The sequence below is a fragment of the Tenacibaculum litopenaei genome, from assembly GCF_964514025.1.
In the GTDB taxonomy this organism is placed as follows: domain Bacteria; phylum Bacteroidota; class Bacteroidia; order Flavobacteriales; family Flavobacteriaceae; genus Polaribacter; species Polaribacter litopenaei.
In genome coordinates this window covers 523,471-535,917 of sequence record NZ_CAZEQT010000006.1, presented here as the reverse complement: position 1 = coordinate 535,917, position 12,447 = coordinate 523,471, and the positions used below count along the sequence as shown (strand labels likewise).

Sequence of the window (12,447 nt, the reverse complement as noted above, 5' to 3'; positions counted from 1 at the left end):
AATTGTCCTTTACAATATACTTAAAAATACGTAGTTTTGAATTCTTTTAAAATTATAGCCTATCTACTTTATTGACGTCATACTCCCGGTGCCTTTGCAAAAGGCTTTTACCTATAAGATTCGACCAGAGGAAGCCTCCTTTTTACAAAGAGGTATGCGGGTAGCGGTTTCTTTTGGGAAAACGAAGGTGTATACCGCTATTGTTTATAAAATTCATCAGCAGGCACCTATAGGGTACGAAGCGAAAGACATTCATCAAATTTTAGACGATCGTCCGGTTGTCAATGAAGAACAACTGAAGCATTGGGAATTTATCAGCCAGTATTACAGTTGTGCTTTAGGAGATGTCTACAGGGCGGCATTGCCTTCGGCGTTTATGTTGGAAAGTGAAACTGTGTTGCATAGAAATGTTGATTTTGTGGAGGATGCTAGTTTGGGAGATAAAGCCTTTTTGATTTTTGAAGCACTGCAACACCATTCGCAATTAACCATCCATCAAGTGGTCGATATCTTAGGCAAAAAAACGGTGTTACCAATCATCAATGAGCTGTTAGAGGCAAAGGCAATCAACATCCAAGAGGAAATTTATGAAACGTATAAACCTAAATTAGTCAAGTACGTCCGTTTGCATGCAAAATACGATAATTCTACTGCGCTGCAGGAGTTGATGGAAATGCTGAATAGAGCTCAAAAACAGCGGGTGGCTGTGATGACGTATTTTCAATTGGCATCACAGAAAAAGCCAGTAAAAGCCAAAGATTTGGAAGTTGCGGCTGAGGTGAGTGCTGCTGTCTTAAAGGCGCTAGTATCGAAAGAAATCTTTGAGTTTTACGAGCTGCAAACAGATAGAGTACAATTCGATGGAAATCAGGAAATGACTAAGGATCTCAGCGATTTTCAAGAAACGGCTTACAGTGAAATTAAAGAGTTGTTTCAAGAGCAATCGGTAGTTTTGTTGCACGGAGTAACGGGATCGGGAAAGACGGAAATTTATGTGAAGCTTATCCAAGAAGTTTTAGCGCAAGGTAAGCAAGTGCTGTTTTTGTTACCTGAGATTGCCTTGACTACTCAGATAATTAATAGGCTTAAGAAGTTTTTTGGAAAACAAATAGCTGTATTTCATTCCAAGTATTCCATGAATGAACGCGTTGAAGCTTGGAACAATGTACTCGAAAACAAAGAGAAAGCACAAGTTGTGTTAGGCGCTAGATCAGCCTTGTTTTTACCTTTTTCGAATTTAGGTTTGGTTGTCGTGGATGAGGAGCACGAAAGCTCTTACAAACAAAATGACCCTGCACCGAGGTACAATGCGCGTGATGCAGCGATAGTACTCGGATTGCAACACGGAGCAAAAATTTTATTGGGCTCTGCAACGCCCTCTATTGAGAGTTTTTACAATGCATCCCAAAAAAAATACGGATTGGTGAGCTTGACCAGGCGCTTTGGGAATGTGCGTTTACCGGCTATCGAACTCATTGATTTAAAAGAAAAACATCGAAAACGAGAGATGACCGGCTTGTTTTCCGATCGTTTGTTAAAGTTAATCCAGGCCGCATTGGATGAGAACGAACAAATTATATTGTTTCAAAACAGGAGGGGCTATTCACCCGTAGTGGAATGCGGATCCTGTGGGAACTCCCCCCAATGCCCTAACTGCGATGTGAGTCTGACCTTTCACAAGTTTAAAAAAGTATTGAAATGTCACTATTGTCATTATCAAAGAGCGATGCCTTCGAGTTGTGGTGCTTGCGGAAGCACGTCATTAGATACGAAAGGTTTTGGTACTGAGCAGATAGAGTTAGAGCTCAAGGAACTCTTTCCGAAATACAAGGTAGGACGTATGGATTTGGATACTACTCGAGGAAAATATGGGTATCAGAAAATTATTGGAGCTTTTGAAGCACGTGAAATTGATATCTTAGTAGGGACTCAAATGCTTTCAAAAGGCTTGGATTTTGCAAATGTCTCCTTAGTAGGGATTTTAAATGCCGATGCCATGCTCAATTTTCCAGATTTCCGTGCTCACGAGCGAGCATATCAGCTAATGGTACAAGTAGCGGGTAGGGCAGGGCGTTCGGAAAAGCAGGGGAAAGTAGCCATACAAACCTTTAATCCCTACCATCAGATTTTACAGCAAGTGTCGACCAACAGTTTTCATCAAATGTACAAAGAACAACTACAGGATCGCTGGCAATTTCATTACCCTCCTTATTATCGATTGGTAAAGATTACCTTAAAGCACAGAGACTATGCTCGGGTAGATCAAGGGGTAAATTGGTTGGCAAATGCCTATAAAAATGTGTTTGGCGATCAGGTTTTAGGGCCAACGGAACCTGCGGTTTCCAGAGTGAGGAATCAGTATATAAAAAACCTGACGATTAAGATACCACCAAAACAATCACTTGCTAAAACCAAGCAACATTTGCTTAAAATTCGAAACACTTTTGAAGCGATAAAAGACTTCAGATCGATACGTTTTATCATCGACATTGACCCTTACTAGACGTTTTTTAGCAGATTCTGTGGCTTGGTGAGTACCAAATACACTTCTACAAGGGTGTTTTTACACTATAACTCTTCATATACGGTATTTTTTGAGTACGTATGGGGGCTTGATAATGAGATGTTTGCTTGATAAAAACGATGTTCGAATCTGATAATGAGCTAAATTTCAATAAAAAACGTAGTTTTTTTTGTTAAAATAAAAATAAGTAGTATATTGTAAATGTCTTTGGAGACGTCCTTAGACTTTCTTTTTCATAGCAATTTTCCCACTCAATCTTTGAGTGGGTTTTTTTTTGTCGATACACTTTATCGACTTATCTATAGTTAGCATTCATTGAAAGTAGGTTAATTCTCTTTCGCCTAATATCAACGCTTCACCAATGTATTCCTTAGTAATTTGCAGTGTGTAGTTATTAAAAGCGAAGAGATATGAAAACAGAAACCATCAAAATTAAATTAGTAAGTAAGGAAGGATATGAAGCTTTAAATAGATTCATATTTATTGAAATTCCGGTTGTTTCCAATGAAGTATTGTTTAACCAAGTATTTATGGTTAAAGATTTCGGATTTGTGTTTCTAAACTGATAACCGCACTATAAAAAACTACTCGTCTTATACGAACAAGGGCGCTTACATAACAGTAAGCGCCCTTGTTCGATTAGGTTGAAACCTCAGCTAGTTTTAAATTCCGAATTGAAGGTTGAAAACGATGTTTCTACCAGGGTTTAAGATATTATCAGATTTTAATCTAGAAAGGTGGTTGATGTATTTTTTATCGAATAAGTTTCTAACGTTTATCGATCCTGTAAACTTGTATTTTCCGATATAGATATCACTACCGATACTTAAATTAGCAATAGTATACCCAGGAGTTCCTGTTTCAAATCCGCTTACGCGATTTTGATCCATAAAGCTCTGAACTCCGAAAGAAGCAAAGCTGTTTTTTAACCAATTGTTTACTTGGAATTCTCCGCGTAAGGTGTTTTTAAAGACATTGGCAGGAATTAATGGTAGGTACAATTTACTAGCTCTTTTACCGATTACGGTTTCAAAGCTACTCTCTAAGTGTAACCAGTCTAATGGGTGTGGATGTAAGTGAAATCCTATTTCTCCACCAAACAAATTAGCGTCTTCTTGTAAATAGGTATACACAGGAGCTCCGTCTTCAACTTCTCCTGTTGGAGATAAGAAGATGTAATCATTAATATTGTTATAGAAAGCATTAGCGAATACTTCAAAATGTTCAGACCCGTATTCTAAAGCAAGGTCAAACTGGTAGTTTTGCTCATTTTTTAAGTTGGCATTACCTTCTTCAAATCGATTTGTACCGTGGTGTACTCCATTGGAAGCTAATTCAGCTAAATTCGGTGCTCTAAATCCTTTTGCAATATTGATACGCGTAGTGAACATATCAAACAATACAGTTTTAAATCCTAAAGAAGCAGTAAAGCTATTAAATGATTTGTCTAAAGCTTCGAATACGTGAACCTCAGCTTCGTGCTTAATTTCGTGACGCTCAGTAGTGATGTTTCTGTTGTCAAAACGAAGTCCTGCTTGTAAAGCTGTATTTTCATCAAATGTATAGTTGGCTGTTGTAAATACACCAATATCGTTTACTTTGGCATTTGGAATTAAAATTTCTTCTCCAAAGTTTTTGTTATTCTGATGCATACCTTGCACTCCAACAATCATTTCAACAGCACCAAATTTAGGTAAGTGGTATTTTGCATTAAAATTGAACGTCTTGAGTTTCATGTTTAAAGCAGCTTCTCCTTCTTCGTGCTCGTCGTGATCAGGATCTGGAGCAGCGCCACCTCCGTGACCGTGTTCTTCGTGCTCTTCGAACTCTTTTCTGTTGTTCACGATATATCCTAAATCTAAATCTAATTTTGAATCACCAAAGAAGATGTGGTTGTGCATACTCAAAATGTGATTTTGAATATTTTGATATGGGTTTTCTAGGTGCGTTTCTCTCGATTGCTCTCCAAAACCTTCTGTCAATCCTAAATCAGAATCGTTGTAGTTATAACGAACCTCAGAGGTAAAGTTTTTTTGGTGAAAACCAACTCCTAACTTTAAGTCTTTTTCTTTAAAACGGGTATTGGTTACCAGTTGTCCTGTTGGGATTTTATAGTCAGAGTGAATAGCATAAGTTCCACGAGCTAAGAATTGCCAGTTTTCAAGTGATGATTTCAATCCTAAAGACGTATTACTTCCTTGAGTATTCGTGAAAAATTGCTGTTGAACAGCTACTTTGGTTTGACCTTCTGCAGCAAATCGTTCAGGTTGAATATACAATACTCCTCCTAAAGCATCCGATCCGTATAATAGTGAAGCAGGCCCTTTGATCACTTCGACACCTTCAATTCCGGCACCGTTGATTCCCAATCCGTGCTCTCCACCAAACTGTTGGTTTTCTAAACGTACTCCTTGAGTATATACCAATACACGGTTACCACTCAAACCTCTAATTACAGGTTTTCCTATAGAAACTCCTGTTGAAACTTGAGAAACCCCTGGAATTATAGTGATTCCTTCGGCTAGGGTTGGAGCTCCTACCTTTTGGATGGCTCTTGCAGACAAACGATCGACCTTCATTACGTTTTCCGATTGTAATTTGTTGAAAGGTGTCGATACAATCACTTCATCGATTTCAAATACAGAAGCATCCATTTTTGCATCAAATTGAATGTTTCCATTGCTGAAGTTAAAGGTTTTAGAAATGGTTTTATATCCGATATAGGTAAAATTGATCGTGATTTTTCCGTTTGGAATATTTTTTAATTCATAAGTCCCTGCTTCGTTAGAAGTGGTTCCTTTATGTAATTGAGGTGCATAGATTTCAACTCCGTAAAGAGCTTGGTTATCAGTGTCTGTAATCGTACCAGAAAGAGTACTTTGAGCGTATGTTTGGGCAAATCCTATAAAAAATAGGACGAATAATAATTTTTTCATGATCGTGTTTTATAATTATAATAGTGGTCAACTGAAGATAAAACTATCTCACAGTGACACGTGCCAAGCCTTTTAAGTACATTACCTAAAAGAGAATAGCGAAAAATGGGTTTGATATTACAATGATAAAACAGGGGGTGCCCTAGAAGATCTTAATTGAACAGTATGTGTGAGTAAACTTTGCGAAAAGCCCTCAATTTGTTTGTCGGTCTCAGGAAGGGTTTGAATTCCTAAAAGTTTAGGAACTTGGTAGTCGAAAGTTTCAAGATGAAAGAGAAGAATGGAACATTCTACGTTATTCTCGTGAAAGTGCTGCTCGTCTACAGCTGAACACACCACAACGTGGTCGTGATCTTCTTCAAACGTATGCGCCAACTGTATAGCAGAAGGCGTCAACAGCAGAAGAAGTTGTAGTAGTGTTATGTATCTCGTAACGATTTGCACCCTGCAAAAGTAATCAAAAAAACAAAACCCCGACATTTATATTTGTCGGGGTTTTAATTTTTATGGGTACATTGTTTATTTCTTCTTGTTTCCGCGCATTTTCATATTGAGCATTTCGACTCCTAAAGAGAAGGTAATGGCAAAGTACAAATAGCCTTTCGGAATAGTTCCAATAGCTTCACCGAAGAGTTTAGCATGTGATAAATGCGCCGCTTCTGCGATAAGCATAAACCCGATAAGGATAAGAAATGACAAGCCTAACATTTGAATAGTTGGGTGCTTGTTGACGAACTTTCCAACAGGATTGGCAAATAACATCATGATAATCATCGAAAGTATCACCGAAGTCACCATGATAATCATGGCACCTTCCACACCGTTGGTCATTCCAACAGCGGTAAGTATTGAATCAAAAGAAAAAACGATATTGATCAAGGTAATTTGAACAATGGCCTGACTTAGACTGTATTTCTTTTTAGTACCTGCATCTTCTGGGTTTTCTTCTTGACCTTCTACCTTATGGTGGATTTCCTTGGTACTTTTAAAAAGTAAAAAGAGCCCTCCAGCAAATAAAATTAAACTTTGTCCTGTAATTCCAGCATTGAACCACGAGAGTTCAACGTGAAACAAGGGAGCGTTCATGGCAATTAATAAGGAAATTCCAAACAGCAATACCACACGTAAAATCATGGCTAAAAACAATCCGATATTGGTTGCTTTCTTTTGTTCACTTTCTGGGAGTTTATTGGCGGCAATAGATATAAATATGATATTATCTATTCCCAATACGATTTCTAAAAACGTCAGGGTAACCAATGCTCCCCAGGTATCTGCTTGTAAAAATATTTCCATACTTAATTTAATTTATAAACGGTTCCTTTTTGTTTGAATTTTGAATAGCCTATACGCGCGGTAAAATCATAAGAGTCGTTAGTGACTTTGGTGATTTGTACAAAAATAGGGTCTTTGTCTAGTTTTGTTTTCGGCGATTTCATTCGCAGGGTATATGCAAAATTATTTTTCCATGAGATATAGAGGGTATCGATGTGTTTCTCTTCTTTTTGGGTAACCAAACTGTCTGTGGAAATATTTATCTTTTTTGTGTATTCTTCAATTTGAAGACTGTCTACACGCCTAATGGTTGTTTTTCCGTACGAGTCACTGGCCGGAATTTCAAAAGTTCCTGTTCTGAAGCGCAAAGGATCGCCTTTGGTTTCAGTTCCGCAACTGTATAAGCAGAGGCTAAGAAGTACTAAAATCGTTACTCTCATGATATATATAGTAAAATTTAAATTCCAGTGTAATTTGATGGACTGATAGCTTTGAGCTCAGCTTTGATGTCTTCAGAGACCGTTAAAGTATCTATAAAAGCAGCAATAGAGTTCTTCGTGATCTTTTCATTGGTTCGAGTCAAACCTTTCAATGCCTCGTAAGGATTCGGGTACGATTCTCTACGCAATATGGTTTGAATAGCTTCTGCTACTACTGCCCAGTTGTTTTCCAAGTCCTCTTCAAACTTAGCTCGGTTTAACAAGAGTTTGTTTAATCCTTTTAAGGTTGCCGTAAATGCAATAATGGTATGACCAAAAGGAACACCCACATTTCGCAATACAGTACTGTCCGTCAAGTCGCGTTGTAGTCGTGAAACGGGAAGTTTTGCTGCAAGGTGCTCGAAGAGTGCGTTGGCAATTCCGAGGTTTCCTTCAGAGTTTTCAAAGTCAATAGGGTTTACTTTATGCGGCATTGCAGAAGACCCGACTTCTCCCTTTTTAATTTTTTGTTTGAAATAATCATTCGAAACATAGGTCCAAACGTCTCTGTCTAGGTCAATTAATACGGTATTGATGCGTTTTAACCCGTCGTATAGCGCAGCCATGTGATCGTAGTGCTCAATTTGCGTTGTTGGAAACGAGTGGTGTAAGCCTAAGATGTTTTCTACAAAATGAGTACCGAAGTTCTTCCAATCAATATTTGGATAGGCCACTTTGTGTGCGTTGAAGTTTCCGGTAGCTCCACCAAATTTAGCTGCATGAGGAATGTGTTGCACTTGTAAAACTTGATTGTTAATACGCTCTACAAAGACAAAAAACTCTTTACCTAAACGCGTAGGAGAGGCTGGTTGTCCATGTGTACGTGCTAACATCGGAACCTCAGCCCATTCTTCTGATAAAGCTGCTAAGGTACTTACCAAGGTGTCGAGCGTAGGATAATACACCTCTTCCATGGCATCTTTAATAGATAAAGGAATAGCTGTGTTGTTTACGTCTTGTGAAGTCAATCCGAAATGGATGAACTCTTTGAATTGGGCGATGTTAAGGCGGTCAAATTCTTCCTTGATAAAGTATTCTACTGCTTTTACATCGTGGTTGGTGACTTTTTCAATGTCCTTAATTTTTTGGGCATTTTCAGCCGTGAAATTCTCGTAGATATTTCGTAAGTCACTGTATAGTTCTTTGTTAAAGTCTGCTAATTGTGGAAGTGGAAGTTCACAAAGGGCAATAAAATATTCAATTTCCACTTTAACGCGGTATTTGATCAATGCTTGTTCAGAAAAATACGCTGCTAAATCCGCAACTTTACCGCGGTACCGTCCATCAATTGGTGAGATGGCGTTTAATTGTGTTAAGTTCATTTTTGTCTGTTGTGTTGAAACAACAAATGTAAAAATTCTAAACTTTTTAACCTTGAATAATAAACTAAATTTCCAGATTTCAGCGTGAAGTTCTCGATGACCTATAAAGGTTCAGTAGCTATGAACTGTGTCAGTGCAATTCCGAAATGGTTTTTATCTGTACACCTTCCGCTTTTCTATGGTAACGGCTCCTTTTTTTTCTAAAGTTTTTATAGCTCGTATCACTGTTTCGACACGCAGCGCTAACAGATCGGCAATTTGTTGACGTGTATGCGGTATTTGGTAGCGTTCGTTTTTATCTTTTTGTGCCAGTTCGTATTTGAGGTAATCAAAATAGCGAAGTATGCGATGTGCGGGGTCTTGATTGGAAATTTCAGAGGCAATAATAGCTTTGTAATAGAGGCGTTTTGCCAACTGGGTGGTCAGTTGAAGGTGTATTGCTGGGTGCTGTTCCAATAAATTGAATAACGCTGATTTAGGCAGTACCCAAACCTCCGAATCCGCCATGGCTTCCGCATTAGCGGGGTAGGGGATGTCAATAAACAATGGAGGTTCTCCGAAACTTTGTCCTTGGTAAAAAATCCCTTGAATAAACTCTTTGGCATCGTCGTTGAAATTATTCATTTTAACGGCGCCTGCGTGTACCTGGTAATAATTGCGAGCGGTATCATTTTGAGCAAACAAAAGCTCACCCTTGGTATAGTTGCGAAGTTGCGCATCAAATTTTTCGAGAAGTTCTATTGGAATCATTATGATTTAGGTCATAAATTGCACAGGTGTAAAGATATACTTTTGAGCAAGAATTTAATAATTAACAGGTGAAAAGAGAAATTACAGAGAGACGAGATGTAAAGTTGTTGGTAACGACTTTTTATGATAAGATTAAAAGAGATGATTTTATCGGGCCAATTTTTGTTCAAACCATTCCGGAGGAAACCTGGGAGGCACACTTAGAGAAATTGACTGATTTTTGGGAAACCAATTTGTTTTTTGTGAGGAAATTCAAAGGAAATCCAATGAAAGCACACCAAGACGTCGATAAAAACTTCCAATTTTCTATTGAACAAAAGCACTTCGGTAAGTGGTTAGAGCTCTGGTTCTCCACTGTCGATGAATTATTTGTAGGAACCAAAGCTCATGAAGCCAAAGAACGCGCTAGAAATATAGCCTCTATGTTGTTCTTTCGAATGTATGAAGCGAAGCCTAAGCCGCCATTGTCATAAGTTGATAAATAATCAGAAATATATTACCGGTAATACTAATGATAAACGACCAAGCTATCGTTTTAAAAGAACGTTGGCTAATGGCCATCGCGTTGGCTCCCATAGCAGAAATGCAGGTGAATACTAATGGAAAGTACGCGATGGTTTTATGGACTGCCAATGCCGCTGAAATGGAAGCAATCATGGTACTAGCAATAATGAGTATGATGGCGATTCCCATGGCATTAGACTGTTGCGCTTCGATTTCTTGATTTATCGTTTGAAAAATGTTAAACGTTGTTGGCTTTTGTTTGTTGTTGGTGATCGTATTAGTGATTTGCATGAGTTGTTTTTTTAAATTGTTCTACAAAGTTAGTCGTGATGAGCTCGGTAGTTTATGACTTGAATCATAAAGGCTGATAAGATTCTGGAGGGCATGAAGTATTTTTATCTAGTAATCATTATCTTCACGCTTTAAAACAATTTACGTGTCGACATTAACTGTAGTTTTATTGGTATGCGTTGCTATCGGAAGTGCAATTGCCACCTATATTCATTATTTTTTTCGAGAACAAGCAAGGCCTAAATACCTTTGGTTTTTAGCAATTATGCGATTTTTAGGACTGTTTTTTATTGGGGCGCTTTTGGTGAATCCAACAGTGGCTTTTATGGAAACAACAACGACAAAGCCCGTTTTAAATGTGCTGTTTGACAATTCGGCTTCAGTTAAAGCACTGAAAAAGGAAGAACAAGTAGAGAAGATTAGAAAAATCATACTTGAGGACAAGCAATTACAAGACAAATTTGATCTCGTTGCATTTGCTTTTGGAGCACAACCAACAACACTTCCTGATAGTTTAGTGTTTGACCAACCTTATACGGATATTACCAAAGCATTGAAAGGAAGTGAAAAACTGTTTAACAAGCGCAATCGCGTGCAAGTTTTGATCACGGACGGTAATCAAACGAAAGGGAATGCCTACCAGTTAGAAAGGTTTTCAGCTCCGATTTACCCTTTGGTTATTGGTGATACTACCGCAGTAGAAGACCTGAGTATTGAGCGTGTAAACGTAAATAAATACAGTTATATCGGTAATAAATTTCCGGTGGAGGTTCAGGTGAATTACGAAGGTAAAGAGACGGTGAATACCGTTTTTGAATTATACCACAAGAGCAAGTTGGTTTATCGAGAACCTTTGGTTTTATCTGCAGCTAAAAATTTTAAGCAAGTACAGTGCTTTGTGACTTCTGAAAAAGTGGGGCTTCAGTTCTACAGGGCGGTAGTAAAAAAGATAAAAAGCGAAAAGAATACAAAAAATAACAGCCGTTCTTTTTCTATTGAAGTCCTCAATGAAAAGTCAAAAGTGCTATTAGTGAGCACCGTTATGCACCCCGATTTAGGAGCCTTAAAAAAGGCTATTGAAAGGAGCGAACAACGATCTGTAACAATTACAACGCCAACTCGTGCAGTTAAAGATATAGCGAGCTATGATTTGGTCATTGCGTATCAGCCAAATCAGCAATTTAAACAGCTATTCGATGTGCGATCTTCTAATATGCTTATTGTTACAGGGAGTCAAACAGATTGGAGTTTCCTCAATGCGCGTTCCCTGGGAATTAAAAAACAAGCCATCCAGAAATCAGAAGGTTACGGTGCTGTGTATAATCCAGATTTCTTGAGTTTTGTACAGAAAAATATTGGATTTGAAGAGTTTCCACCTCTTGAAGATAAGTTTGGAAGGATGCGCGTTACTAAGGAAGCGAAGGTATTGTTATATCAAAATATAACCGGCCTGGATACGAAGCAACCGTTGCTGGTAACCTTCGATGGACAAGAAGGGCGATTTAGCTGGTTGTTGGGTGAAGGTCTCTGGAAATGGCGAGCAGCCTACTTTGCAGTCAATGACAATTTCGATGACTTTGATGAGTTTTTAGGGAATTTTGTCCAGTTTACGAGTGACAGAGAGAAGAAAGAGCGTCTATCATTACGCTATGATAGAATAGTTCCTGCCAACCTATCTGTTGATCTTACGGCTTATTACGTAGACGAAACCTACCGATTTGATCCACGTGCGGCGCTGGAAATTCAGGTTCGTGACTCCGACAAAAAGGAGGTTACCCGCGTTCCGTTTTCCTTGAAAGGAAACGTGTTTGAAGTTCGTTTAGAAGGCTTAAAGCCCGGGAAATACAGTTTTATTGTAGTGGTAAAAGGACAAGACTTAAAACGATACGGGAGTTTCGAGATAGTGCCTTATTCCTTGGAAGAACAGTTTACTACTGCTTCGAAGGAAAAACTTGAGCTCTTGGCAGCACAATCGAAAGGAAAACTCTTTTATTCCGACCAAACAGAAGAGTTGGTAAACACCTTGCTTACAAACTCGAACCTACAGCCATTACAGTCAGAAAAACTTATAGAGAAATCCTTACTCGATTGGTATTGGATATTACTAGTGATAGCTGGTTTATTCAGTGCTGAATGGTTTACGAGAAAGTATTTCGGAAAAATATAAACGGTATGTTGGAAGAGCACTTTTTTCAATGCCCATACTGCTGGGAGCAAATTTCTGTATTAGTAGATACCAGTGTTCAGACGCAATCGTATATAGAAGATTGTGAAGTGTGTTGCAACCCTTTTCGAGTACAGTTAGCAATAGAAGAAAGGCAGCTCGTGTATTTTGAGGTAAATAGTATAGAACAGTAAATAAGAAT

Annotated in this window: 11 protein-coding genes; 5 read left to right on the top strand and 6 right to left on the bottom strand. The window is 38.3% G+C overall.

Annotation, left to right across the window (positions count from 1 at the left end):
* The first annotated feature begins 61 nt into the window (after positions 1 to 61).
* Positions 62 to 2,503: a replication restart helicase PriA gene (priA, locus tag ACKTS5_RS11070; protein WP_456243506.1), complete on the top strand. Its 2,442-nt coding sequence runs from the start codon at positions 62 to 64 to the stop codon at positions 2,501 to 2,503.
* A 431-nt stretch (positions 2,504 to 2,934) separates the two neighbouring features.
* On the top strand, positions 2,935 to 3,090 hold the full coding sequence (locus ACKTS5_RS11065) for a hypothetical protein (RefSeq protein WP_408043932.1): 156 nt from the start codon (positions 2,935 to 2,937) through the stop codon (positions 3,088 to 3,090).
* A gap of 96 nt (positions 3,091 to 3,186) precedes the next feature.
* Here ACKTS5_RS11065 and ACKTS5_RS11060 read toward each other — a convergent pair whose 3' ends face one another.
* The 5 genes from ACKTS5_RS11060 to ACKTS5_RS11040 form a co-directional block, all read right to left on the bottom strand.
* Positions 3,187 to 5,460 (bottom strand): TonB-dependent receptor, encoded by a 2,274-nt coding sequence (locus tag ACKTS5_RS11060; RefSeq protein WP_408043931.1) that lies wholly within the window; start codon positions 5,458 to 5,460, stop codon positions 3,187 to 3,189.
* Between the two features lie 519 nt (positions 5,461 to 5,979).
* A complete protein-coding gene (locus tag ACKTS5_RS11055) occupies positions 5,980 to 6,756 on the bottom strand; it encodes a TerC family protein (RefSeq protein WP_408043930.1) in 777 nt (258 codons plus the stop codon).
* A 2-nt stretch (positions 6,757 to 6,758) separates the two neighbouring features.
* The gene (locus ACKTS5_RS11050) at positions 6,759 to 7,175 is read right to left on the bottom strand and encodes a hypothetical protein (RefSeq protein WP_408043929.1); all 417 of its coding nucleotides are present in this window, start codon (positions 7,173 to 7,175) and stop codon (positions 6,759 to 6,761) included.
* A 17-nt stretch (positions 7,176 to 7,192) separates the two neighbouring features.
* Positions 7,193 to 8,536, bottom strand: coding sequence for an adenylosuccinate lyase (purB, locus tag ACKTS5_RS11045; RefSeq protein ID WP_408043928.1), 1,344 nt, complete (start codon positions 8,534 to 8,536; stop codon positions 7,193 to 7,195).
* 153 nt (positions 8,537 to 8,689) lie between these two features.
* Entirely contained in the window at positions 8,690 to 9,286 is a 597-nt protein-coding gene (locus ACKTS5_RS11040; protein WP_408043927.1) for a Crp/Fnr family transcriptional regulator, read from the bottom strand.
* A gap of 68 nt (positions 9,287 to 9,354) precedes the next feature.
* On the opposite strand from ACKTS5_RS11040, the gene ACKTS5_RS11035 reads away from it, so the two are divergent.
* On the top strand, positions 9,355 to 9,759 hold the full coding sequence (locus ACKTS5_RS11035) for a group III truncated hemoglobin (RefSeq protein ID WP_408043926.1): 405 nt from the start codon (positions 9,355 to 9,357) through the stop codon (positions 9,757 to 9,759).
* On the opposite strand, the gene ACKTS5_RS11030 is transcribed toward ACKTS5_RS11035, so the two are convergent.
* Positions 9,740 to 10,081 carry a hypothetical protein gene (locus ACKTS5_RS11030; RefSeq protein WP_408043925.1) on the bottom strand — a complete coding sequence of 114 codons (342 nt, stop codon included), beginning with the start codon at positions 10,079 to 10,081 and terminating at the stop codon, positions 9,740 to 9,742. The genes ACKTS5_RS11035 and ACKTS5_RS11030 overlap by 20 nt on opposite strands.
* A gap of 145 nt (positions 10,082 to 10,226) precedes the next feature.
* Between ACKTS5_RS11030 and ACKTS5_RS11025 the strand changes: the two genes are divergently transcribed.
* Both ACKTS5_RS11025 and ACKTS5_RS11020 read left to right on the top strand, forming a co-directional pair.
* On the top strand, positions 10,227 to 12,248 hold the full coding sequence (locus tag ACKTS5_RS11025) for a vWA domain-containing protein (RefSeq protein WP_408043924.1): 2,022 nt from the start codon (positions 10,227 to 10,229) through the stop codon (positions 12,246 to 12,248).
* Positions 12,215 to 12,439 carry a CPXCG motif-containing cysteine-rich protein gene (locus ACKTS5_RS11020; RefSeq protein WP_408043923.1) on the top strand — a complete coding sequence of 75 codons (225 nt, stop codon included), beginning with the start codon at positions 12,215 to 12,217 and terminating at the stop codon, positions 12,437 to 12,439. The genes ACKTS5_RS11025 and ACKTS5_RS11020 overlap by 34 nt, the downstream gene beginning before the upstream one ends.
* Positions 12,440 to 12,447: the final 8 nt, after the last annotated feature.

Bases quoted from the DNA above. Each gene is read 5' to 3' on its own strand.
- ACKTS5_RS11065 (WP_408043932.1), top strand. From the start codon at position 2,935: ATGAAAACAGAAACCATCAAAATTAAATTAGTAAGTAAGGAAGGATAT.
- ACKTS5_RS11060 (WP_408043931.1), bottom strand. From the start codon at position 5,460: ATGAAAAAATTATTATTCGTCCTATTTTTTATAGGATTTGCCCAAACA.
- ACKTS5_RS11055 (WP_408043930.1), bottom strand. From the start codon at position 6,756: ATGGAAATATTTTTACAAGCAGATACCTGGGGAGCATTGGTTACCCTG.
- ACKTS5_RS11050 (WP_408043929.1), bottom strand. From the start codon at position 7,175: ATGAGAGTAACGATTTTAGTACTTCTTAGCCTCTGCTTATACAGTTGC.
- purB (WP_408043928.1), bottom strand. From the start codon at position 8,536: ATGAACTTAACACAATTAAACGCCATCTCACCAATTGATGGACGGTAC.
- ACKTS5_RS11040 (WP_408043927.1), bottom strand. From the start codon at position 9,286: ATGATTCCAATAGAACTTCTCGAAAAATTTGATGCGCAACTTCGCAAC.
- ACKTS5_RS11030 (WP_408043925.1), bottom strand. From the start codon at position 10,081: ATGCAAATCACTAATACGATCACCAACAACAAACAAAAGCCAACAACG.
- ACKTS5_RS11020 (WP_408043923.1), top strand. From the start codon at position 12,215: ATGGTTTACGAGAAAGTATTTCGGAAAAATATAAACGGTATGTTGGAA.